This window comes from Microbacterium foliorum (assembly GCF_003367705.1).
Classification (GTDB): domain Bacteria; phylum Actinomycetota; class Actinomycetes; order Actinomycetales; family Microbacteriaceae; genus Microbacterium; species Microbacterium foliorum.
In genome coordinates this window covers 2,837,518-2,859,093 of the sequence record NZ_CP031425.1, presented here as the reverse complement: position 1 = coordinate 2,859,093, position 21,576 = coordinate 2,837,518, and the positions used below count along the sequence as shown (strand labels likewise).

20 protein-coding genes, 1 tRNA gene and 1 pseudogene are annotated in these 21,576 nt (G+C 70.3%); 12 read left to right on the top strand and 10 right to left on the bottom strand.

From position 1 onward, the window contains the following. Positions 1-19: 19 nt before the first annotated feature. Positions 20-1,510: an MFS transporter gene (locus tag DXT68_RS13600; RefSeq protein WP_045253900.1), complete on the top strand. Its 1,491-nt coding sequence runs from the start codon at positions 20-22 to the stop codon at positions 1,508-1,510. A gap of 17 nt (positions 1,511-1,527) precedes the next feature. Here DXT68_RS13600 and DXT68_RS13595 read toward each other — a convergent pair whose 3' ends face one another. Further along, the gene (locus DXT68_RS13595; RefSeq protein WP_045253899.1) at positions 1,528-2,169 is read right to left on the bottom strand and encodes an SDR family NAD(P)-dependent oxidoreductase; all 642 of its coding nucleotides are present in this window, start codon (positions 2,167-2,169) and stop codon (positions 1,528-1,530) included. Positions 2,170-2,352: 183 nt separating this feature from the next. Further along, positions 2,353-3,792, bottom strand: coding sequence for a DUF6421 family protein (locus DXT68_RS13590; RefSeq protein WP_045253898.1), 1,440 nt, complete (start codon positions 3,790-3,792; stop codon positions 2,353-2,355). 72 nt (positions 3,793-3,864) lie between these two features. Here DXT68_RS13590 and DXT68_RS13585 point away from each other — a divergent pair, with 72 nt between their 5' ends. From DXT68_RS13585 to DXT68_RS13575, 3 genes are all read left to right on the top strand, one after another. Then, complete coding sequence (locus DXT68_RS13585) at positions 3,865-4,329, top strand: Lrp/AsnC family transcriptional regulator (RefSeq protein WP_045253897.1); 465 nt, start codon at positions 3,865-3,867, stop codon at positions 4,327-4,329. A gap of 147 nt (positions 4,330-4,476) precedes the next feature. Then, positions 4,477-4,767: a DUF4287 domain-containing protein gene (locus tag DXT68_RS13580; RefSeq protein WP_045253896.1), complete on the top strand. Its 291-nt coding sequence runs from the start codon at positions 4,477-4,479 to the stop codon at positions 4,765-4,767. A 199-nt stretch (positions 4,768-4,966) separates the two neighbouring features. Then, the gene (locus tag DXT68_RS13575; protein ID WP_045253895.1) at positions 4,967-5,944 is read left to right on the top strand and encodes a 1,4-dihydroxy-2-naphthoate polyprenyltransferase; all 978 of its coding nucleotides are present in this window, start codon (positions 4,967-4,969) and stop codon (positions 5,942-5,944) included. A 68-nt stretch (positions 5,945-6,012) separates the two neighbouring features. Here DXT68_RS13575 and DXT68_RS13570 read toward each other — a convergent pair whose 3' ends face one another. Beyond that, the gene (locus tag DXT68_RS13570; RefSeq protein WP_045253894.1) at positions 6,013-6,306 is read right to left on the bottom strand and encodes a DUF4229 domain-containing protein; all 294 of its coding nucleotides are present in this window, start codon (positions 6,304-6,306) and stop codon (positions 6,013-6,015) included. A 37-nt stretch (positions 6,307-6,343) separates the two neighbouring features. After that, positions 6,344-7,237, bottom strand: coding sequence for a hypothetical protein (locus DXT68_RS13565; protein ID WP_156149285.1), 894 nt, complete (start codon positions 7,235-7,237; stop codon positions 6,344-6,346). Between the two features lie 149 nt (positions 7,238-7,386). On the opposite strand from DXT68_RS13565, the gene DXT68_RS13560 reads away from it, so the two are divergent. From DXT68_RS13560 to DXT68_RS13540, 5 genes are all read left to right on the top strand, one after another. Further along, positions 7,387-8,367 carry a glycosyltransferase family 2 protein gene (locus DXT68_RS13560; RefSeq protein WP_045253892.1) on the top strand — a complete coding sequence of 327 codons (981 nt, stop codon included), beginning with the start codon at positions 7,387-7,389 and terminating at the stop codon, positions 8,365-8,367. Then, positions 8,364-9,722, top strand: coding sequence for a polysialyltransferase family glycosyltransferase (locus DXT68_RS13555; protein WP_045253891.1), 1,359 nt, complete (start codon positions 8,364-8,366; stop codon positions 9,720-9,722). The genes DXT68_RS13560 and DXT68_RS13555 overlap by 4 nt, the downstream gene beginning before the upstream one ends. Positions 9,723-9,781: 59 nt before the next feature. After that, positions 9,782-11,017 carry an acylneuraminate cytidylyltransferase gene (locus tag DXT68_RS13550; protein WP_208856515.1) on the top strand — a complete coding sequence of 412 codons (1,236 nt, stop codon included), beginning with the start codon at positions 9,782-9,784 and terminating at the stop codon, positions 11,015-11,017. Positions 11,018-11,101: 84 nt separating this feature from the next. Then, a complete protein-coding gene (locus DXT68_RS13545; RefSeq protein WP_045253890.1) occupies positions 11,102-11,974 on the top strand; it encodes an N-acetylneuraminate synthase family protein in 873 nt (290 codons plus the stop codon). Next, positions 11,971-13,437, top strand: a complete 1,467-nt coding sequence (locus DXT68_RS13540) for a DUF6716 putative glycosyltransferase (protein WP_156149284.1) — start codon at positions 11,971-11,973, stop codon at positions 13,435-13,437. Before DXT68_RS13545 ends, DXT68_RS13540 begins: the two co-directional genes overlap by 4 nt. Before the next feature lie 46 nt (positions 13,438-13,483). Here the strand turns inward: DXT68_RS13540 and DXT68_RS13535 are convergent, their stop codons facing one another. Next, positions 13,484-14,086, bottom strand: a complete 603-nt coding sequence (locus DXT68_RS13535; protein ID WP_045253888.1) for a TetR/AcrR family transcriptional regulator — start codon at positions 14,084-14,086, stop codon at positions 13,484-13,486. A 108-nt stretch (positions 14,087-14,194) separates the two neighbouring features. Between DXT68_RS13535 and DXT68_RS13530 the strand changes: the two genes are divergently transcribed. The 3 genes from DXT68_RS13530 to DXT68_RS16990 all read left to right on the top strand — a co-directional run bounded on the left by DXT68_RS13530 (position 14,195) and on the right by DXT68_RS16990 (position 16,353). After that, positions 14,195-14,908: an SDR family oxidoreductase gene (locus DXT68_RS13530; RefSeq protein WP_045253887.1), complete on the top strand. Its 714-nt coding sequence runs from the start codon at positions 14,195-14,197 to the stop codon at positions 14,906-14,908. 25 nt (positions 14,909-14,933) lie between these two features. Continuing rightward, the gene (locus DXT68_RS13525; protein ID WP_045253886.1) at positions 14,934-15,932 is read left to right on the top strand and encodes an NADP-dependent oxidoreductase; all 999 of its coding nucleotides are present in this window, start codon (positions 14,934-14,936) and stop codon (positions 15,930-15,932) included. Between the two features lie 345 nt (positions 15,933-16,277). Beyond that, a tRNA-Met gene (locus DXT68_RS16990) sits at positions 16,278-16,353 on the top strand. A gap of 39 nt (positions 16,354-16,392) precedes the next feature. On the opposite strand, the gene DXT68_RS17255 is transcribed toward DXT68_RS16990, so the two are convergent. The 5 genes and pseudogenes from DXT68_RS17255 to DXT68_RS13505 form a co-directional block, all read right to left on the bottom strand. Then, positions 16,393-16,884, bottom strand: coding sequence for a siderophore-interacting protein (locus DXT68_RS17255; protein ID WP_244268171.1), 492 nt, complete (start codon positions 16,882-16,884; stop codon positions 16,393-16,395). Positions 16,885-16,977: 93 nt separating this feature from the next. Next, positions 16,978-17,234: pseudogene (locus DXT68_RS17250) on the bottom strand (siderophore-interacting protein); the annotation flags it as partial. Positions 17,235-17,278: 44 nt separating this feature from the next. Then, positions 17,279-19,141 (bottom strand): ABC transporter ATP-binding protein, encoded by a 1,863-nt coding sequence (locus DXT68_RS13515; RefSeq protein ID WP_052677695.1) that lies wholly within the window; start codon positions 19,139-19,141, stop codon positions 17,279-17,281. Next, the gene (locus DXT68_RS13510) at positions 19,134-20,783 is read right to left on the bottom strand and encodes an ABC transporter transmembrane domain-containing protein (RefSeq protein ID WP_045253885.1); all 1,650 of its coding nucleotides are present in this window, start codon (positions 20,781-20,783) and stop codon (positions 19,134-19,136) included. The genes DXT68_RS13515 and DXT68_RS13510 overlap by 8 nt, the downstream gene beginning before the upstream one ends. After that, a complete protein-coding gene (locus DXT68_RS13505) occupies positions 20,780-21,568 on the bottom strand; it encodes an ABC transporter ATP-binding protein (RefSeq protein ID WP_052677694.1) in 789 nt (262 codons plus the stop codon). Before DXT68_RS13505 ends, DXT68_RS13510 begins: the two co-directional genes overlap by 4 nt. Positions 21,569-21,576 lie beyond the last annotated feature (8 nt).

Here is a 21,576-nt window from a genome sequence, read left to right as displayed (position 1 = left end):
CGCGCCTACCCTCTGAGTCATGGAGCGCACCGCAGCGAAGACCGCCTTCGCGAACGTCCTCGTCAACACGCTGGTCGCCAACGTGACGACGAGCTTCCTGTGGTTCGCCCTGACGTTCTGGGTCTACATCGAGACGCAGTCCGTGCTGGCCACCGGTGTCATCGGCGGCGCGTACATGCTGTTCATCGCCTTCTTCGCGATGATCTTCGGCACGATCGTCGACCGCAACCGCAAGCACACGGTGATGCTGCTCTCGAGCGTGGTCTCCGCTCTCGCCTTCCTGATCGCCGGACTGCTGTACGTCTGGCAGACCGAGGCGGTGCTGCTCGATCTCGGCGGCCCGTGGTTCTGGATCTTCTCCGTGATCATCCTCTTCGGCGGCGTCATCGAGCAGCTGCGCAACATCGCGCTCTCGACCACGGTGACGCTGCTGGTGCCCGAAGAGCGGCGCGCCAACGCGAACGGGCTCGTCGGCACGGTGCAGGGCCTCGCCTTCCTCGTCACGAGCGTCTTCTCGGGTCTGTCCATCGGGTTCCTGGGCATGGGGTGGACGCTCGCGATCGCCATCGGCGCCATGGTGGTCACGTTCGTGCACCTGCTCTTCATCCGCATTCCCGAGAGTGCACCGACGCCTGACCCCGAGGCGAAGAGCGCGCTCGACTTCCGCGGCAGCGTGAAGGCCATCCGGCTCGCTCCGGGGCTCTTCGCGCTGATCATCTTCTCGACCTTCAATAACCTCATCGGCGGCGTGTACATGGCGTTGATGGATCCGTACGGCCTGACCCTGTTCGATGCCCAGATGTGGGGGTTCGCGCTCGCGTTCTCCTCGACGGGATTCCTGATCGGCGGGGGCCTGGTGGCGAAGTTCGGCCTCGGCGTGAGGCCCATGTGCACGCTTCTGCTCGTCGTGATCGCGATGGGACTGCTCGGCTCGGTGTTCATGCTGCGCGAGTGGTGGCCGCTGTACGTGATCGGCATGTGGATCTACATGGCGCTCGTGCCGCCTGCCGAGGCGGCCGAGCAGACGATCATCCAGAAGGTGGTCCGTTACGACCGGCAGGGCCGGGTGTTCGGAGTGGCCGCCGCGATGGAGGCCGCCGCCGCACCGATCACGGCGTTCCTGATCGCGCCGATCGCCGAGTTCCTGATCATCCCGTACATGAGGACCGACGCCGGTCAGCGACAGTGGGAGTGGCTGCTCGGCGAGGGAGAAGCCCGGGGCATCGCCCTGATCGGCCTGTTCGCGGGCGTCGTCATGGTGATCGCAGGAGCACTCGCGTTCTTCACGAAGTCATATCGCACGCTCACAGAGCTCTACGCGAACGCGCCGGAGCAGCACCCGGCCGGCGAGGAGGGCGCGAGAGAGGAGGGCGCGAGAGAGGAGGGCGCGAGCATCGAGGGTGCGAGAGAGGAGGGCGCGAGCATCGAGGGTGCGAGCGAGCAGGCCTTTCCCGAGGCCCCGGCCCCGGTGCGGGGTTCGCCGCCGGACATGCCCGAATTCCGGCGCTAGTCAGGGGCGAGACCTGTTCAGTCGAGCGCGAGCACCTGGTCGTTGAGTTCGAGGGCATCGACGTCCCACAGAGACAGCACCCGAGGGACGAGCGCGTCAGGATCCAGCGCCTTCGCGCGGAACACCAGCGATGCCGCGCGCAGCGGCTCTCCGGCATCGCGGGCCGCCTTGGCGAAGCCCTGCGCCACCGCTCGGGCCCAGGCCTCGCTGGCGGCCTTCACCGCGGCGTAGTTCGCACCACCCGCCAGGGGGCGCGCCACCGCAGTCGACGACACGATCGCGAAGCGGCCGGCGTCCGATGCCCGCAGCGCCGCGTCGAACGCCCGGCTGGTGGCCCGCACGGCCTCGAGAGCAGGAAGAAGAGCCTGGAGATCGTCGTCAGACTGCCCGGCGAGACCGCCTCCTCCGCGCCAGCCGCCCACGAGGGGGAGCACCGCGTCGACCGCGCCGAGACGCGTCGCCAGCGAGGTCATCGATTCCAGGGAGGTCGCGTCCGCCGTATCGACCTCGGCGCCGACAGCGCTCAGCGGTGCGAGCCGCTCCGCGGAGCGCCCGGTCGCGACGACTCGGGCCCCGGCCTCCACGAGCGCGCGAGCGAGGGCGAGTCCGGAGGCGCTGGTCGCTCCGGCGAGGACGATGGTGCGGTCGGTGACGCTCATGTGCTCAATTCTCGTGAAGGAACGGATTCTCATGGAGGAACGGATTCTCAGGCAGATGCGGATCGTCCTGCACGAACGGATTCTCGCGCAGGAACAGTTCTGCGGCCACCCTCCGGGAGGAATGGCCGCAGACGCTGCGTCCGGTCGCACCACACGATCGGACCCCAGAAATGCGCTGTCGAGTCAGGCGTCGCTGCCCCTGATGCCGACGGTCGACTCGATGACCGGCTTCATCTTCTTGTCGAGGGCTTCGAAGAACATGGAGAGGGGGAACTCGTCGTCGAGGACCGCGTCGGTGAACCCCTTCGGGGCTCCCGCGAGGATCTCGTCGGGCAGACCGCGCGCCCACCGCGACGCGGGGTGCGGGGTGAGGACCCCGCGAACGAGGTCGTACGCGGCGAGCCAGTGCGACGTCTTGGGACGGTCGATCGAACGCCAGTAGAGCTCGTCGATCGCATCGCCCAACGCCACCACGGCGTCGGGAACAGCGGCCCAGTCGAACGTGAGGGCGGTGTCGGTCCAGTGCAGAACCCCGCGCTGGTGCAGCCAGGCGAACAGCAGCTGACCGCCGAGGCCGTCGTAGTTGCGCACGCGCGACCCGGTGATGGCGAAGCGGAAGATCCGGTCGAAGATCACCGCGTACTGCACGAGTCCTGCGTGCTCGAGCATCTCCTGCTCCGACGCGGTCAGCTCCTCGCCGGCCTCGGAGCGGGCGCCCAGCGTGCGCTCGATCCGCACGGATTCGCGGAACGCGGTCAGATCGCAGCGCAGCTCTTCCAGGGAGTAGAGGAAGAACGGCATGCGCTGCTTGATCATGAACGGGTCGAACGGAAGGTCGCCCCGCATGTGCGTGCGGTCGTGGATGATGTCCCACATCACGAACGCCCGCTCGGTCAGCGCCTGGTCGTCGAGCATCGCCGCCGCACGCTCGGGAAGCTCGAGCTTGGTGATCTCCGCGGCGGCCCGTGTGACGCGGCGGTAGCGTGCGGCCTCGCGATCCTGGAAGATCGCCCCCCACGTGAACGAAGGGATCTCGCGCATCGCGACGGTCTCGGGGAACAGCACGGCCGAGTTCGTGTCGTAGCCGGGCGTGAAGTCGACCAGGCGCAGCGAGACGAACAGCTTGTTGCCGTAGTCGCCCGCTTCGAGGGCGGCGATGAACTCGGGCCAGATCGTCTCGACGATGAGCGCCTCGACGAGGCGATCGCTCGATCCGTTCTGCGTGTACATCGGGAAGACCACGAGGTGCCGGATGCCATCGACACGGTGCTGCTGCGGCTGGAACGCCATCAGCGAGTCGAGGAAGTCCGGCGTGGCGAAGTCCGTCGCCACCCAGCGCTCGAAGTCGGCCACGGAGGCGGCGAGGTACTCGGCGTCGTGCGGGAAGGCGGGGGCGAGAGCGCGGATGCCCGCGGTGATCGCGCCGACCAGGTCTCGGGCTGCGGCGTGGTGCGCGGCATCCGGGATCGAGCCGTCCTTGATCTGCATCTCACGGAGGGCGATGGCCGCGTCCTTGAGCTGGGCCCAGGCGGCGCTCTGCTCGGCGACCCGAGCGTCTTCGACGACCTCGGGTTCGCCGACGATGGCCTGTGCAGCGGAGCTGTTGGCGGAAATGATGGACATCGGGACCTCCGATCGGAGAGTTTGACGGAAAGATTCCGGTGATTACGGAATCCTGACGATAATCTTACATACATGGATGATTCTGTCGACCGCGCGATCCTCGCCGAGATCTCCCGTGACGGCCGGGCGACGCTCGCCCACCTCTCGGATGCCGTCGGACTCTCGGTCTCCGCCGTGCAGTCACGACTGCGGCGACTGGAGACCCGCGGTGTGATCAGCGGATATCGCGCCATCCTCGATCCCGAGCTGGTCGGGACCCCGCTGTCGGCCTTCATCGAGATCACTCCGCTCGACCCGGCGCAGCCCGACAACGCCCCCGAGCTGCTCGAGCACCTCGTCGCGATCGAGGCCTGCCATTCCATCGCGGGTGACGCGAGCTACATGCTGTTCGTTCGGGTCGCCTCGCCGCGCGCGCTGGAAGAGCTGGTGCGTGACATCCGGCTCGCAGCGAACGTCAGCACCCGCACCACGGTCGTGCTGCAGACGTACTACGAGCACCGGCCGATCATCGCCGTCGCCCCTGACATCTCCGGGTAGTCGCCCCGGACGTCTCTGCGCAGTCGCCCTGTCGTCTCCGCGCAGCGGAGTGCAGGGGGTGCGCGATGTCGGATGCCTGCGGCATCATGATCGTGCGACATCTCCGCCGCACCGACATCTCCGCCGCACCGACATCCGGGAGCATCCATGTCCTTCCAGGCCTACCTCGACAAGGTCGAGGCGCAGACCGGTCTCACTCCTCGGCAGTTCATCCGGCTCGCCGAGGAGCAGGGTTTCGACGCCACGACGAAGTCGACGGTCGTCCTCACCTGGCTCAAAGAGGAGTACGGCCTCGGGCACGGCCATGCGCAGGCGATGGTGCACGTGATCCTCAAGGGTCCGAAGATCAGTGACAAGCATGTCGGCAAGGGCGGGGCGCACGGCGACGCCTCCGACACGCTCTGGCTCGACGGCAAGGACAGCAACCCGAACGCCTGACCCCCGTCCGCCGAATCGTCAGAGAAAGCGAGCAGCACCATGGCAGTACGCGTCGACCTCAACGTCTCTCTCGACGGGTTCGCGACGACCACCGGCCGAGAGCGGTGTCGCTCACCTCACCTTCGGCCGCGACTGAGGGGCGGGCGCACCGGCGCACACCGCCGCCCGACCCATCGCCGCCCCCAGTAGGATTCCGAGCGTGGCAGCATCCTCGAAGCGCAAGAACACCCCCGCCCGCGTGAGCGGCAATCCCGCGAAGCGGGCGAGCGGCAACCCGGCACAGCGACCCGTCATCGAGGCGGGCCCGGTCACGATCGGCGATTGGATCGGCGCCGCGCGTCTGCGCACCCTTCCGCTGGCCGTGGCCCCCGTCGTGATCGGCACCGGCGCGGCGCGCTCCACAGGGCCGGAGTTCCACTGGGTGATCGCGCTGGCGTGCCTGGCTGTCGCCGTGCTGCTGCAGATCGGCGTGAACTTCGCGAACGACTACAGCGACGGCATCCGCGGCACCGACGCCGTGCGTGTGGGTCCCGCGCGTCTCACCGCATCGGGCCGGGTGACGCCGCGCACCGTGCTCGTGATCGCGCTCGTCTTCTTCGCGCTCGCCGCCGCCGTGGGCATCGCGATCGTCGTGCGCACCGAGCAGTGGTGGATGCTGGCGATCGGCGCGGCCTGCATCATCGCCGCCTGGTTCTACACGGGAGGCAAGCGCCCCTACGGGTACAACGCTCTCGGCGAGGTCTTCGTCTTCATCTTCTTCGGGCTCGTCGCGACCCTCGGCACCACCTGGGTGCAGGTGTTCCAGCTGCCGCAGCAGGCCTGGCTGGGAGCCGTCGCCGCCGGTCTGTTCGCCTGCGCCGTGCTGCTCGCCAACAACCTGCGCGACATCGAGCAGGACCGGCTGGTCGGCAAGAGAACCCTCACCGTGCTGATCGGCGCCCGGGCCACCCGGGTGCTGTTCACGCTGTTCGTACTGGTGCCGTTCGGCATCCTCGTCGTCATCGCGCTGCTGTACCCGATCGCGTGGATCGGACTGCTCGCCCTGCTCGCGGGACTGCCGGCGATCCTGATCATCTGGACGTACCGTCAGCCGAAGGAACTGGTCATCGCCCTCGCCCTGACGTCGCTGACCGCGCTGCTCTACGCCGGCGCCCTGTTCTGGGCGCTCGCCGGCTGACTCGCCCGAACCCCACAGCGGGGGAGTGTGCACGGTGGCGGACGTGAGCGCGGTGGGGGACCTGCGGGTCAGTCCTCGCGGCGGGTGATGCCGCCGTCGATCGCGGCGTCCTCGGCATCCGCATCGGCCTGTTCGGCGGAGCCACGGCTGTCGCGTCGCGCCACGATGCGCGCCGATGCGTCGGTGAGAGGCGCCCGCAGGAAGAGCATCGAGATGCTCACCCCGATCAGGGCGGCGAAGATCGCGGCGAGCCACCAGTACTCGCGGAAGATCGGGAAGAAGAACCACATGATCGCGAGCGGCACGAGGAATGCCAGCAGTCGGAGCACGGTGTAGATCAGGAAGGGTGCGCGGTTCTTCACCCGCCCAGTCTACGTTCGCGATCTGAGGCGTCTCCTGTCAGCTCCCGATCCCCAGGTCACGCAGCGGGATGCCGCGGATCACGCGCCTCCACGGGTGCTCGCCGAGCGACCACAGCAGCGCCGCGTCGACATCGAGGGCGAGATCCTCGCATCCGACGGGGAGCGGCGTCGGATCGCGCACCAGCCCCTCGCGGGGTCCGGACCACAGCGTGCCGGGGTGCATCAGGTCGGACTGCGAGACGAGATGCCGGTCGCCCCAGCGCACCGCGCCCTGCATGTGGCGGATGCCGGGCGAGAACCGCGCCTGCTCGTGGAACGAGTCCTCGTCGGTCGCCGGCACCGTGAACTCCGCGATCCTGCCGGTGTCGTCCCTGCTGTATTCGCCGATCAGCACCCGGCGCAGCGGCGTGCCGTCGTCGTCGAACACCCGCCCGAGGTACGAGCAGCGCAGCTCGATCGGATGCACCCGGGTGCGCACGGCGACGAGCGCCGTACCGCGGAGCCCGTGACGGGACGCGCCCGCGAGGCGCCGTGCATCCGCACCGCGCACCCGGCGGATGCGCGCCAGATCGAACTCCCAGATCCCTCTGCCCGTGGCGGCGACGAACAGACGGTCGTCGAACCAGGCGAGCCCCCCGGCGTGGATGGCCGCGGGCTGCAGCACGCCGTCCTCCTCGACGGCGAGCAGCACGTCGAGGTGTCGGGAGCGGTCGAGGTCGATGAACGCGACCCGGGAGGCGAGGTGATGGCCGTCGAGCTGCTGGCGGAACCAGCTCACCGCGAGCGTGCGTCGGCCGTGCCAGACGCCGAGGTCGATGCCCTGCGGATACCAGCGGCGGGTCCACGACCGGGCACTTAACCAGCGCAGCTCGACCGCGCCGCGGCGCTTCTGCCGCACCGGACGCCACGTCGTTCCGAAGGGCCAGAGCATGATCCCATCGTCGTGCATCGCCGGGCGAGGGGGCGAATCCGACACCCGACGCACCTGACGGCCTCTGACGTCACCGCGCGTTCACCCCCGCGTCCCCGACCGGCAACGAACGCCTGAGATCATGCCGGGATCGCCGACCCGGGAGTCCCGTGCGCACACCGCTCGTCACCGTCATCCTGCCCGCCAAAGATGCCGGCGCCTTCATCGGCACGACTCTCGAGACCCTGACCCGTCAGTTCGACGACCCGGGGGCGCTCAAGCTCGTCGCCATCGACGACGGCTCTCGCGACGACACCGGCATCCTGATGCGGCACTATGCGGAACGGTTCCCGCACGCGACGGTGCTCGTGAACGCGCGACCCCGGGGTCTCGCGAGCGCTCGCAATCAGGGACTCGAGCACGTCGAGGGCGACGCCTTCTGCTTCCTCGACGGGGACGACTGGATGCAGCCGCAGCGACTGTCGGTGCTGACCCGCCGTCTGCACGAACTGGACTGCGACGTCCTGCGCACCGATCACGTCACCGTCAGGGACGGCGTGCGCACGCTGGCGACGGCGCCCTACCCGTGGCGGGAGAGGGTGGTCTCACCGCGGGACGCGATCCTGCCCGATGACCAGCCGACCATGGTGGACTATCCGTTCGCGTGGGCGGGCATCCTGCACCGGCGCGTGCTCGACGACGGTCTCGCCGGGTTCACCCCCGGACTCTTCACCGCCGAGGACCGCCCGTGGATCTGGCGCCTGCACCTGCAGGCCCGCTCGTTCGCCGTGGTCGACGCCCCCGCCCTGCTCTACCGCCGCGGGGTGTCGACCTCGCTCACCCAGGTGCGCGATCGTCGCCAGCTCGACTTCGTGCGAGCGATGGCGGAGGTGATCGAGATCGTGACCGCCGACCGCGAGGCCGAGCGCTTCCTGCCCAAGGCCGTGTGGAGTGTGCTGGCGCTGAGTTCGCGACACCTCGTGCGATCCCGCCGGATGACGCCGGGGCTGCGTGCCGAGATGCGCACCGCGGTCAGGGGGCTGCTCGCGAAGCTGCCGGACACCGAGGCCGCGGCCGTGCTCTCACGCCTCGACGGACCGCGACGGCGGGTGCTCGCACCCCACCTGCGGGCAGTCGGGAGGGCGGCATGACGCAGCTCTTCGCCCTGCACAGCGCGTACGGCCTCGCCACGGTGGCGGCGGCGCTCGACGGCGGACTGCTCGGCGCGCACGGCGAGCGCATCCTCGTGCCCTTCGTCTCGTCGCGCGTGCCGGAGACGTCGGTGGGGATACTCGCCGACCCGGCCCTCGCCACCCTGCGGGACCGCTTCGATCGGGTCGAGGATCTCGACGCGCTGCTCGGCCCTCTGCACCCGAGCGCATGGCAGCCTGATGCGGCCGACCTGCCGCTGCTGCGCCGCCTGCTGACGCGGGCGTGGCGACTCGACGAGGATGACCTCGAAGTGTTCGTGCAGAGCCCGCAGGTCGCGCCGGCGCTCACCCTCATGCTGCTGTTTCCGCACGCCCGGCTGACGATCGTCGGCGACGGGCTGATGACGTATTCGCCGATGCGCATCCGCCTCGCGCACACAGTGACCACCCGCATCGGCGCCGTCGTGTACGCCGATGTCGTGCCCGGGGTGACGCCGCTCGTCGGGGGCACCTCGGCCGCGGCCGTGCCCGTCGCCCCCGAACTGCTGCACGCGGTTCTCGCGGAGACGGCCGAGGCCGTCGACGACACGGCGGAGCTGGTCGATGCCCTCGGCGGGGAATCGACCGCGCTCGTGCTCGGACAGTACCTCTCGGCGCTGGGGCTGCTGAGCGAGCGCGAGGAGGTCGCCGCGCAGCGCCTGATGATCGACCGCGCGGCACGGGACAGCCCTCGCCACATCGTGTTCAAACCGCACCCCGCAGCTCCGCCTCGCCGCAACGATGCGCTGCGCGATCGGGCGCGAGCCCACGGCATCCACTTGCGCGAGTACCGTGGTGCGCTCGCCGCGGAGACACTGGCCGAGCGCATCGACGCCGACGTCGTCGTCGCCGGGTTCTCGACCGCGCTGCCGACCGTGCGCACCGTGTTCGGCCGGGAGATCGACGCGGTGGGCACCGCCGAGGTACTCGCCCGGCTGACCCCGTACGAGAACAGCAATCGCATTCCCGCGACGATCGTCGACGCGCTCACGCGCACGGACTCGCCCTATCGCGACCCCGAGCGGATGCAGCTGCTGGTCGACGCGGTCGGCTATGCCATGCAGCCCGTGGTCGCCGCTCATCTGCGTGGCCGTGCCGAGGCGCTGCTGACGAGCATGCGCCCCGCGGATCGCGAGCGGTACTTCGCAGCGGACCGGCTGGCGGAGCTGCGTCTTCCCGGGGCCCCGTCCGAGACGGTGCTGCGGCGGATGCTGCGGCCAGGGGGAGGCGTGGGGCGCGCCGAACAGGTCAGACTCACCGTGCGGGGTGCCGGCCGACGCGTCGGGCGGGCCTGGCGCGTGCTCAGGGGACGGTGACCGGAATGACCACGAGGAGTGCGAGGACCGCGATGAGTGCGAAGAGGGTGAGGACCGCGATGACGGATACGACCGAAGCGGCGGCGGATGCGACGACTGCGGCGGCGGATGCCGATGATCGGGGAAAGGTCGTCGCGATCATCCCGGCGCGGGGCGGGTCGAAGGGGGTTCCGCGCAAGAACCTCAGGAGGGTCGGCGGCATGCCGTTGGTCGAACGCGCCGTGCGCAGCGCCCTCGCGGTCGAGGACATCGATCTCGTCGTGGTCTCGACCGACGACGACGAGATCGCCGCGGTCAGCCGTGCCGCCGGCGCGCGCGTCGTGCGTCGCCCGGCCGCGCTCTCCGGCGACACCGCCTCGTCGGAGAGCGCGATCCTGCACGCCCTCGAGCAGCTCGAGTCCGCCGGTGAGCGCATCGGCGTCGTGGCCTTCCTGCAGGCCACATCGCCGTTCATCCCGACCGACGCGCTCGCCGCAGCCGTCCGCGAGGTCGGCGAGGGGCGGGCCGACAGCATGCTCGCCGCGCACGAGACGTACGGATTCCTCTGGGGGCGCGGAGGCGAGATCGATGCCGATGCGGCGGTCGATGCCGATGCGGCGGTCGCCCTCAACCACGACGCCGCGCATCGACCGCGTCGTCAGGACCGCGAGCCGCACTACCTCGAGACGGGCGCGTTCTACGTGTTCCGCGCCGAGGGCTTCCGCACGGCCGGGCACCGCTTCTTCGGCCGCATCCGCATCGCCGAGGTGCCGGAGTGGACGGCGATCGAGATCGACGACGAGCAGCAGCTGCGGATCGCGCGCGCGCTCGCCGCGCTGCACGAGACGCCGGAGCGGATACCGGTCAGGGCCGTCGTCACCGATTTCGACGGCGTGCACACCGATGACACCGCGAGCGTCGACGCCGATGGTGTCGAGCGGGTGCGGGTGAGTCGCGAGGACGGCATGGGGGTCTCGCTGCTGCGGCGGGCCGGGATCCCGATGCTCATCCTGTCGACGGAGGTGAATCCGGTGGTGCGGGCGCGCGCCGACAAGCTGCGCGTTCCGGTGCTGCACGGGATCGACGACAAGGAGTCGGCGCTGCGCGGCTGGGCGGCGGACGCCGGCATCCCTCTCGCAGAGATCGCCTACCTCGGCAACGACGTGAACGATCTTCCGGCGCTGCGCATCGTGGGGTGGCCGATCGCCGTGGCGAATGCGCATCCGCTGGTGCTCGAGGCTGCCCGCGTCGTCCTCCGTCGACGTGGAGGACACGGCGCCGTCCGCGAGCTGATCGAACGGGTGTTGCCGGGCTGACCCGTGCCGGTAACCGCGTGGTCGTGCGGCGTTCACCCCCGGAGCGTACTCAGGGAGGACGGCATCTCGACGACCGGAGGAACCATGACTGTCAGCATCGGCTCACGCGTGATCGGCGGCGGCCACCCCGCCTATCTGATCGCCGAGATCGGCCTGAACCACAACGGCGACGTCGACATCGCCAAGCGCCTGATCGATGTCGCGGCGAAGGCCGGTGCCGACGCCGTGAAGTTCCAGAAGCGCACACCCGAGATCTCCACCCCCGAGCACATGCGCGACGTGCCGCGCGAGACGCCGTGGGGCACCATGAGCTACCTCGACTACCGCCGGCGCGTCGAGTTCGGACGTGACGAGTACGTCGCGATCGGCGATCACGCCACGATGCTCGGCCTCGACTGGTTCGCCTCCCCCTGGGATGTGCCCAGCGTCGACTTCCTCGAAGAACTGAACGTCGTGGCCCACAAGGTGGCCTCCGCGAGCCTCACCGACACCGAGCTGCTCGTCGCGCTGCGCGAGACGGGCAAGCCGATCATCCTCTCGACGGGCATGTCGACGATCGAGCAGATCGACCGCGCACTCGCGACGCTCGGCACGGACCGGGTCGTGCTGATGCACGCCACCTCGACGTACCCGCTGGAGCCGGAGGAGGCCAACCTCCGCGCGATCGCGTCGCTGCGCGACCGCTACCCCGGGATCCCGGTGGGGTACTCGGGTCACGAGCGCGGTCTGCAGATCTCGCTCGCCGCCGTGGCGATCGGCGCCGTCGCGGTCGAACGGCACATCACCCTCGATCGCACCATGTGGGGCTCCGACCACGCCGCCTCGCTCGAGCCGACGGGACTGGAGCATCTCGTGCGGGACATCCGCGTGATAGAGACGGCCCTCGGCGACGGCGTGAAGCGGGTGTTCGACAGCGAGCGCGCGCCGATGGCGAAGCTCCGTCGCATCTCGGCATGAGCGGAACCGGCATGAGCGCATCGGGCATGAGCGCATCGGGCGCGAGCGGATCGGGTGCGCTCGGATCGGGCGCGCTGCGGGTCGTCGCGATCGCCGACGCCGACTCGTTCGTGAAGTGGTCGGCGTCGCTGCTCGGCGGTGTGCCCGGCATCCGTCGCCATCTGCTGCTCGTGCAGACGCCCCTGACGGCCAGCGTCGCGCAGCAGCGCACGGCGCTGGCCGGAACAGGGATGCTGCCCGAGAACGTCACCCGGGTGGCGTTCGCGCAGGCTGCAGGGTGGCTCGAGGGGCAGCGCCCCGACGTCGTCCTGCTCGCCGGTCGGGGTCCGTTCGTACGGCTCATGGGCAGGGTCGTCGACGCGCTCACCCGTCGCCCGGTCGTCGTCACGGGCCTTCCCGGTATGGCGATCCCCGCGCAACTCGGTGCGCTGGACTACCGCCGTCACAGCGACCTCCTCGTGGTGCACTCGCATCGGGAGGAGCGGGCCTTCGCCGAACTGGGGCGCCGGATCGGGGTGCAGGTGCCGACGGCCCTCGCCACGCTGCCGTTCGCGCGCGAGAGGTCGCGGATGCCGGCGAGCGACCCGGCCAGGGTGCGCGCCGCCGCCGGCGACTCCGACCGCCGCGCGAGCACCCTCGTCGCCGAACGACCGATGCCGCAGGCTTCGTCGCGCCCGCTGCGCCCGCCCGCGACCGACATCGTGTTCGCGGCGCAGGCCCTCGTGCCCGTCGACCGCGACCAGCGAGACGAGATCGCGGCCACTCTGGTGCGCGCGGCCGAGGCCGATCCGACCCGCCGTGTGGTGCTCAAGCTGCGCTCGCGGCCGGGCGAGGCCGAGACGCACCTCGAGAGCGCCCCGTACCTCGACCTGCTGCCGACGCGGCTGCCCCCCAACCTGGCGATCTCGTACTCGTCGATGGCCCAGGCGCTGTCGACGGCGGCGGGGCTCGTGACCGTGAGCTCGACCGCGGCGATCGAGGCCGTCGCCCTCGGAGTCCCCGTCATCGCCCTGGACTCGTTCGGGGTGAGCAAGAGTCTGTTGAACACGGTGTTCGTCGGCAGCGGTCTGCTCGGCGGGCGCAACGAGGTCGTCGCCGGTCGGTTCCGGCACCCGCATCCCGAGTGGCTGCGTGACAACTACTTCCACCCGTCTTCGGAGTCGACGTGGTGGTCGCATGTCGAGCAGCTGGTGGCGCTGCGGCGAGCCGGGGCGCTGCCTGCGCGCCGGGTGCCCGCGGCGCGCGGCGGACGGATGCACGAGGCCTGGCACCGCGCGAGCGTGCTCGGCTCGGAGGACCGCACGTTCAGCGGTGCTGCTGCTCTCGCGATCGGGGCGCCCGCCACCGCAGCCATCGCCGCGGTGCGCCGCGGTCGTGCACCGGTGGACGGCGGCACCTGGGCCGACGCGTCCACGGACTTCACGCTCGAGCCGAACCCGTTCCAGGACTCGATCCGGCGCTGAGCTCCGGCTTCACCGATCGAGCAGCGCTTCACCGATCGAGCGCGCTTCACCGATCGAGCAGCGCTTCGACCTGTGTCCTGACGTCGTCGGTGATGTCGTCGATGCTCGCTTCGGCGTTGACGCCGGCCGCCATCGTGACGAACATCGCGGCCGAGACCATGCGCGCGAGTGTCGGGGCGTGCTGGTCGTCGATCCGCGGATCGCGCTTCAGGATGTCGGTCAGTGCCGTCTCGGTCTCTCCGACGATCCGCAGCGCCTCGGCATGGTGCGCGTCGGCCGGATTGCCGAACACCATCTCGCGCAGGTAGGTGCGGCCGTTCTCGACCTGCACGCGGTTGCATTCGATGATCGGGCGGAGCAGAGCCATGGTCGCGTCCAGCGTGCTCTCTGCCCGTGCGGCCGCCTGGCGCCCGGTCTCCAGGGCCGCGGCGTAGTGCACGTTCTGCACGAGCAGCAGCAGTTCGCCCTTCGTCTTGGCGTAGAGGAAGAGCGTGCCGGTGCCGACATCCGCCTTCTCGGCGATCTGCTGGGTCGTGACGTCGTCGATGCCGTGGGCGGTGAAGAGTTCGGCCGCAGCCGCCCTGATCCTCTCGAGCTTCTGCTGCTTGTTCCGCTCGCGGCGTCCGAGAGGCGTGGCCTGGCTCGACATTCTGATCCCCTCGGAATAGAAACTGAGTACAGTCGGTTATGAGTTGAGTCGCTTGTGCGTGTGCTCAGCGATCATCCCCTCATTGTCGCAAAGAAGAAAGAGCGGTCCATGCCTTCACTCCAGGGAGCTGTCGTCCTCGTCACCGGTGCGAACGGAGGTATCGGCACGCAGTTCGTGCACCAGGCTCTCGAACGCGGCGCGGCCAAGGTCTACGCCAGTGCCCGCACCCCGCGCGAGTGGGCTGACGCGCGGGTCGTGCCGCTGACGCTCGATGTCACCGACGCGCAGTCCATCCGCGACGCCGTGGCGGTGGCATCCGACGTGACGGTGCTGATCAACAACGCCGGCGCCTCCGTGCCGACGGCGGGGATCCTCACGCACACGGACGACGAGATCCGCCACAACGTCGAGACGAACTTCCTCGGGCCGCTGTTCCTGGCGCGCGCATACGCCCCGCTGCTGTCGGGTCGCGAGGGTGCCACGGTCATCGACATCCATTCGGCTCTCGCGTGGTTCGCGGTCGGCGGCATCTACAGCGCCACCAAGGCCGCCCTGTGGTCGGCGACCAACTCTCTGCGTCTCGAGCTCGCTCCGGCGGGCGTCCACGTCGTCGGTGTGCACGTCGGATACGTCGACACCGCGATGGCCGAGAACGTCTCAGACCCCAAGACCGACCCCGCAGACCTCGTGCGCGCGGTCTTCGATGCGACCGGACGCGACGAGTACGAGGTGCTCGCCGATGAGATCTCGGTGCAGCTCAAGGCCGGGCTGAGCGCGCCACTCGATGCGGTCTATCCGCAGCTTCGTCCGTCGGCCGTCTGATCCCGAGTCGCGAAGGAGAACGGTGATGCGTGCATTCGTCCTCGAGAGATATCGGCAGCCGATCGAGCTCAGGGAGATCCCCGAGCCCGAGGTCGGCGACCGTGACGTCCTGATCAGGGTCGAGGCCGTCGGGCTCAACCAGCTCGACGAGAAGATCCGCATCGGCGAGTTCGCGCAGAAACTGCCGTACTCCCTGCCGGTCGTACTCGGCAACGACGTGGCCGGCACCGTGATCCGCGTCGGGCGACTCGTGGAGTCCTTCCGGCCCGGCGATCGGGTCTTCGCCCGGCCGGATCAGGGGCGCATGGGCGCGTTCGCCGAACGCGCCGCGGTCGCCGAGGCCGATCTCGCCCTCATCCCGACGCGGATCACGGCGGCCGAGGCCGCGTCTCTGCCGCTCGTGGCGCTCACGGCCTGGCAGGCGCTGGTCGAGCGTGGTCGGATCGAACCAGGGCAGAAGGTCCTCATCCACGCGGGCGCGGGCGGCGTCGGCTCGATCGCGATCCAGCTCGCGAAGCACCTCGGAGCGACCGTCGCCACCACGGCGAGTGCGGCGAACGCCGCTTTCGTCCGCGCACTGGGTGCCGATGTCGTGATCGACTACCGCGCGGAGGACTTCGCGGAGGTGCTCTCGGGCTACGACCTCGTGCTCGACAGCCTCGGCGGTGAGAACCTCGAGAGATCGCTGCGGGTGCTGCGCCCGGGTGGCCTGGCCATCGGCATCTCGGGCCCGCCCGACCCCGCGTTCGCGAAGCGCATGGGTCTGAACGCCGTGGTGCGACTCGCGATCGCCGCGATGAGCCGACGTATCCGACGCCAGGCGAAGCGCCTCGGGGTCGACTACGAGTTCCTGTTCATGCGCGCCGAGGGCCGACAGCTCGCTCGCATCGCGTCGCTGGTGGATGACGGGGTGATCACGCCCGTCGTCTCGAAGACCTACCCGTTCGAGGAGCTTCCGGCAGCTCTCGCCGATCTCGCCGTCGGCGGCGGCCGGGGAAAGATCGTGGCCACGCTCGAGGTCTGAACGCGCCACATGTGATATTCCGGGCGACCGCGTAATGATCCGTGATCTCCCGCGTCTCTACAGGGGGAGGGCCCTCTGCGGTCCTTCCCCCGGCACTCTCTGCCGGGCGGCCGCAGCCTTTCCTGGCTCCGGCGGGGGAAGGCGCGGGGGCGTCTTCCCCCTTTTCCGTTTCGGCAGTCTCTGTGCCGCGTGGGCGTGGGCGTGGGCGTGGGCGTGAGCGTGGGCGTCGGGGATGACGGGCGAGAGAGTCACGGGGCGACGTGCGGCGTCATGATCCGACGCACTCTGTCAACCCCCGCAACGATCTTCGCCATCGGCGACGGACCCGGGTAGCGTCGTCATCATCGCGGCGATCCGGGCGGTCCCGGGCCTCAGCTCATACCTGATGGCGTGGCGGGTTCGACTCCCGCCGTCGCGTCCACTTCAGAGGTGCACGTGCCTCTCGCGAACACCGTCGGGATCAGAGGCCGAGCGCATCCAGCCGTTCCTCGAACCGCACCTGCACGTCCTCGGGCTCGGCGCCCTCGCTCTCCGTCCAGGTCGCGTCGAGATCCCTGCGCACCGACTCGGGCAGGGCTGCGAACTTCGTGTCCCACGAGTCGATGGGGGTCCAGTATCCGACGACCTTGAACCGGGTCGCGGCGAGGCCGAGCTCGCGCCTGAGGTATTTGCGGGCGTCTCGCAGGGCGACCGTCTCGCCCGCGACCCAGACGTATCCCTCGTCGAGCGAGAGTCGTTCGTCGACGATGCCCCGCACCAGCTGACCGAGCGCACTGGGGCCGTGACCGTTGCCGCCGACCACCCAGGTGACGTCGGCCTCCGAGCCGAAGTCGAAGGCACCCCGATCGTGCTCTGGCGGCACTTCGACGACGATCCGGGTGCGGACGCCGGCCGCAGTGTCCGCAGCGATGCGCGCTGCCGCGGGAAGTCCTGTGAGATCGCAGACGAGCACCTGCCAGGTGATGCCCGCAGGCGGCGAGTACAGCCCTGTCGGCGAGGTGAGTCCGAGCACATGGCCTGGCTCGGCGCGCGCCGCCCACGGCCCTGCGACCCCCGAGCTGTGGATCACGAAGTCGATGTCGAGTTCACCGGCATCCGGGCGCACGCCGCTGATCGTGTACGTGCGCATCGGGGCCTGGGGCGCTCCATCCGGGGTCTCCCACCAGTCGCCGGCCGGTACGGGCAGCGAGACGACCGTCGGGTCGTCGCCGTGGGGAAGAAGACGCGCACGTACTCGTCGCCGATGCCCGTGCTGAGGAACTGGGCGACATCGGCGCCGCCGAGAGTGACGCGGGTGAGCATCGGGGTCAGGGCGGTGGTGTGGGTGACGGTGCCGCGGTGGATGCTCACGGGGTCTCTCTCTGCTCGTTCGGGTGGCGATGTGCGTTCGGGTGGTGATGCTCGTTCGGGTGGCGATGTGCGTTCGGATGGCGATCGGGCTGCGGGGCTTCCGTCTGCGCGAGCCAGAAGCGGCGGTAGAGCCCGTCGACCGCCAGCAGGTCACGGTGCGTGCCGCGCTGGGCCGCGCGCCCCTCGGCGAACACGATGATCTGGTCGGCGGTCGACACCGGCTCCAGCCGATGCGCGATGAGCACGGTCGTGCGATCCCTGCGCAGCACCCGGATCGCCGCTTCGACGGCGTCGCGATGGGGGAGCCCGACATCGGCCGTCGCCTCATCGAGGATCACGACGGCGGGGTCCGCGAGCAGCGCCCGCGCGATGGCCAGCTGCTGGATGCGTCCCTCGTCCATGGCGATGCCGGTGTCGGTGCCGCTGTGGGTGGAAGACGATGAGGTGCCCGGCGATCTGCCCAGCGAGGTGATCGCCCATTCGGCTCCGACGGCGATGAGCGCGGCGACCATCTGGTCGTGGGTCGCCGTGGGGGCGACCAGGCGCAGGTTGTCGGCGATCGTGCCGCGGAACAGGTGCAGCTCCTGCGACAGGTAGTACGGGACGGTCGTCTCGGGTACGAGGTTCACGACGCCAGAAGTCGGCGGGTGGTGCCCGGCGATGACCCGAGCGAGGGTGCTCTTGCCCGAACCCGAGGATCCGACGAGCGCGGTGGTCGTGCCAGGGGCGATGCTCAGCGTGACGTCGCTGATGCCGCGCCCCGTCGTCGGGTACCGGTAGGCGACATCGCGCAGCTCGATGCCGACCGCCTGGCGAGCGGCGGGTCGGCTGTCGCCGGCACCGCGCGGTGCGCCCCGCGGCGCCGCCGGAGCGAGGTCGATGACCCCCACGAGCCTGGCAAGTCCGATCGCCGCGCGCTGGATGTCGTCGAGACCGAAGATGAGCTGACCCACCGGATCGAACAGCCGATGGAACAGCAGCGCCGCGGTGGTGACCATGCCGACGGTGACCGCGCCGCTCGCGTGCAGCAGGAACCCCGTCGCGAGGATGGCGCCGAGGCCGACCAGCTCGCCGCCGTTGATCCAGCGGAACAGCCGGTTGCGCACCCGCACGCCCTCGACCTGCATCCGGATCGAGTTCTCCGCCCGCGTGCTGACCCGTTCGAGCGCGTGGTCCTGCTCGCCGAGAGCGGTGAGCGTCTCGATGCCCTCCACCGCCTCGAGCACGGCCTGGCTGCGGGCGGCCTCGCGCACGCGCACCTCACGGAAGACCACACGAGAGCGACGGAGGAACGCCCGGGTGCCCAGCACGTAGAACGGCACGCTCGCGACTCCCGCGAGAGCGAGCCACGGATCGAGGGCCGTCAGTGCGATCACGGAGACCCCGATCGCGAACCCCGCGGAGAGCAGCACCGGTACGACGTTGCCGCCCGCCTCGGCCACCGCATCGATGTCACCGGTCACCCGGGAGAGCAGGTCGGCCGTCTCTCCGTCATCGACCGTGCTCACCGGCAGGCGCATCGCCGAGGCGAACACGTCTTCACGCAGGTCGGCCAGCACATCCTGAACCAGTCCGGCCAGCACACGAGCGGCCCAGAGCATCGCCAGGGCGGCGCCGACGGCGCCTGCTCCCGCGGCGACGACCCAGCCGGCGACGACCGCGATGCCCGCATCGTTCGAGACCGCGTCGACGATGCGGCCGAGGCACGCGGGCAGCACCACTCCCAGTGCGGACGCGACGAGGAACAGTGCGGCGGTCGCCACCGCCCGTCCGCGGTGGCGGCGCAGCAGCGTCGCGATGACGACGCGCACCCTGGCGCCCGTCGCGATCGGCAGCAGCGGGGTCGGGGCCTCAGCCATGGGCGGCATCCGTTCCTTCGGGGGACAGGTCGATGACCCGATCGCAGGCGCCGAGGAGCACCGGTGACGTGCTGATCACGATGGTCGTCCGGTCGAGCGCGGCCAGCGCTGCGGCGATGTGCGCCTCGGTGATGGCGTCGACGGCCGAGGTCGGCTCGTCGAGCACCAGCACGTCGGCGTCGGTGTGCAGTGCACGCGCGATCCCGATGCGCTGACGCTGGCCCCCCGACAGCCGTCTGCCGGCCTCTCCGACCTGGGCGTCCCATCCGCCGGCCTCGGTGATCGTGTCGTGCAGAGCGGCGACCGCTGTCATCTCGGGCGACGGGGCGGCCGTGACTCCGTGGCCTCCCACGGCCTCGCGCAGCGTGCCGCTCGCGATGGTGTGACGGTGGGGCAGCGCGACGACGCGTCGGCGGTACTCTCGCGGATCCAGATGCCTCGGGTCGTGCAGGGCGCCGTCGATGGCGACCGCGACCGCGTCGGGGCCGGGAGGCGTGCGAAGCCCCAGCAGCCGCGAGAGCGTGCGGGCCTCGTCACTGTCGGAGGGGCGGATGCCGAGCAGCTCGCCGCGGTGCACATCGATGTGCGCAGAGCCCTCGGGGCCGGGGCGGAACGTCAGAGCGACACCCGCCTCGGCGGGGCGGCGCTGCGCGGAACGGGGCGCGGTGAGCGGGGCGTCGAGCAGGTCGTCTGCGTCGATCATCGCGGCCAGCCGCTTCGCCGAGGCGAGCTTGTGGATCCAGTTCGAGGGGAACGATCCGGCGTACGCGAGCGAGCCGCTGAGGAACTGCGCGAGACCGAGCACGGTGACGAGCTCGCCGATGCTGATCTGGCCCTCGGCCGCGAACCACGCCGACAGCCCGGCGAGCGCGGTCGTCGCCACCGCCGCGAGCGCGGCGCTCACCGCGTCGTAGGCGGCGAGCGATCGCCCGGCGGTCGTCGCCGCGATCCGGCTGGCGTCACTGGCCGTGACGTAGCGGCGCACCGCCTCCTCGCGGGCGCCGATGCCGACGAGCACCCGGAACCCCGCCATGAAGTCGGCAGCGACGGCGCCCGCCTCCGTCGCGGCGTGCTGCTCTGCGGCACCTCGACGCTCGAGCGGACGCGAGACGATCCGCATCGTGACCATCATCGCGACGGTCGACGCGAACACGACAAGCGTCGTGACCGGAGAGATCAGCAGCATCGCGAACGCGGCGCCCGCGATCGCCGCGATCGTGGCGCACTGCTGGGCGACCGACCACGCGACGCCCGCCACGCGATACGTGTCGGAGGTGACGAAGGTCAGCGCCTCGCCCGGGGTCATCGTCCGTCGGGAGAGGCGAGGACGCAGCATCCGCGAGAGGGTGAGGTGGCGCAGTGCCTGCTCGCCGTAACCGTAGACGCCGACCATCAGACGGGAGGCGGCCTGGTAGCTCGCGGTCAGCACGAGGAACGTGCCGAGGAGCACGCCGAGCCACAGCGCGAGAGCCTTCGGGTCTGACGGCAGCACGGCGCGGTCGATCGTGGCGCCGATGATCACCGGGATCGCGGCCTCGGTGAGCGAGTGCACGATGAGCAGCGTCGTCGCGGCGGTCAGGGTGATCCCGCGTCCCTGCGAGGTGAGGGCCAGCGCGAAGAGCCGGCGGGGTGTGGTCGTCATCGCGTCCGCCGCCCCAGCGGCAGCACGAGCGGAGTGCCCGAGACCGGATCGGTGATCACCGTGCAGGGCAGGTCGTACACGGCCTCGACGAGTTCGGCCGTGATGATCTCCCGTGGGTCTCCCTGTGCCACGATCTCGCCGTCCCGCATCGCGACGAGGTGGGTGGCGTAGCGGGCCGCGTGGTTGAGGTCGTGCAGAACCGCGACGAGGGTCGTGCCGTTGCGGTGCAGGTCGGCGAACAGCTCCATGAGGTCGATCTGGTGCGCGATGTCGAGAAAGGTCGTCGGCTCGTCGAGCAGCAGGTGCCTGGTCTGCTGAGCCAGGGCCATCGCGACCCAGACGCGCTGGCGCTGACCGCCCGAGAGCTCGTCGACGAGGCGCCGGGAGAGGTCGGTCACGCCGGTGGCGGCCATCGCCTCGGCGACGGCCCGCTCGTCGGCGCTGCTCCACGTGCGCATCGCGCTCTGATGCGGAAAGCGGCCGCGGCCCACGAGGTCGGCGACCGTGATGCCGTCGGGTGCGATCGAGGACTGGGGGAGGAGTCCCAGCTTCTTCGCGGCGTCCTTCGGCTTCAGGGAGCGCAGCTCGGCGCCGTCGAGCAGCACCGTGCCTGTGCTCGGGCGCAGCAGCCGGGCGAAGCCGCGCAGCAGCGTCGACTTGCCGCACGCGTTGGGGCCGATGATGATCGTGAACGAGTCATCCGGCACCTCCAGCGTCAGCCCCGAGACGATCGGGGTGTCGGAATAGCTCAGCGTGATGTCGCGGGCCTGCAGCGAGGTGGTCATCGGTGGTC

Coding starts and splice junctions, on each gene's coding strand:
- DXT68_RS13550 (WP_208856515.1), top strand. CDS start 9,782: ATGACGGATACGACCGAAGCGGCGGCGGATGCGACGACTGCGGCGGCG.
- DXT68_RS13585 (WP_045253897.1), top strand. CDS start 3,865: ATGGATGATTCTGTCGACCGCGCGATCCTCGCCGAGATCTCCCGTGAC.
- DXT68_RS13535 (WP_045253888.1), bottom strand. CDS start 14,086: ATGTCGAGCCAGGCCACGCCTCTCGGACGCCGCGAGCGGAACAAGCAG.
- DXT68_RS13555 (WP_045253891.1), top strand. CDS start 8,364: ATGACGCAGCTCTTCGCCCTGCACAGCGCGTACGGCCTCGCCACGGTG.
- DXT68_RS13510 (WP_045253885.1), bottom strand. CDS start 20,783: ATGACGACCACACCCCGCCGGCTCTTCGCGCTGGCCCTCACCTCGCAG.
- DXT68_RS13540 (WP_156149284.1), top strand. CDS start 11,971: ATGAGCGGAACCGGCATGAGCGCATCGGGCATGAGCGCATCGGGCGCG.
- DXT68_RS13525 (WP_045253886.1), top strand. CDS start 14,934: ATGCGTGCATTCGTCCTCGAGAGATATCGGCAGCCGATCGAGCTCAGG.
- DXT68_RS13600 (WP_045253900.1), top strand. CDS start 20: ATGGAGCGCACCGCAGCGAAGACCGCCTTCGCGAACGTCCTCGTCAAC.
- DXT68_RS13530 (WP_045253887.1), top strand. CDS start 14,195: ATGCCTTCACTCCAGGGAGCTGTCGTCCTCGTCACCGGTGCGAACGGA.
- DXT68_RS13505 (WP_052677694.1), bottom strand. CDS start 21,568: ATGACCACCTCGCTGCAGGCCCGCGACATCACGCTGAGCTATTCCGAC.
- DXT68_RS13545 (WP_045253890.1), top strand. CDS start 11,102: ATGACTGTCAGCATCGGCTCACGCGTGATCGGCGGCGGCCACCCCGCC.
- DXT68_RS13595 (WP_045253899.1), bottom strand. CDS start 2,169: ATGAGCGTCACCGACCGCACCATCGTCCTCGCCGGAGCGACCAGCGCC.
- DXT68_RS13565 (WP_156149285.1), bottom strand. CDS start 7,237: ATGCTCTGGCCCTTCGGAACGACGTGGCGTCCGGTGCGGCAGAAGCGC.
- DXT68_RS13515 (WP_052677695.1), bottom strand. CDS start 19,141: ATGGCTGAGGCCCCGACCCCGCTGCTGCCGATCGCGACGGGCGCCAGG.
- DXT68_RS13580 (WP_045253896.1), top strand. CDS start 4,477: ATGTCCTTCCAGGCCTACCTCGACAAGGTCGAGGCGCAGACCGGTCTC.
- DXT68_RS13590 (WP_045253898.1), bottom strand. CDS start 3,792: ATGTCCATCATTTCCGCCAACAGCTCCGCTGCACAGGCCATCGTCGGC.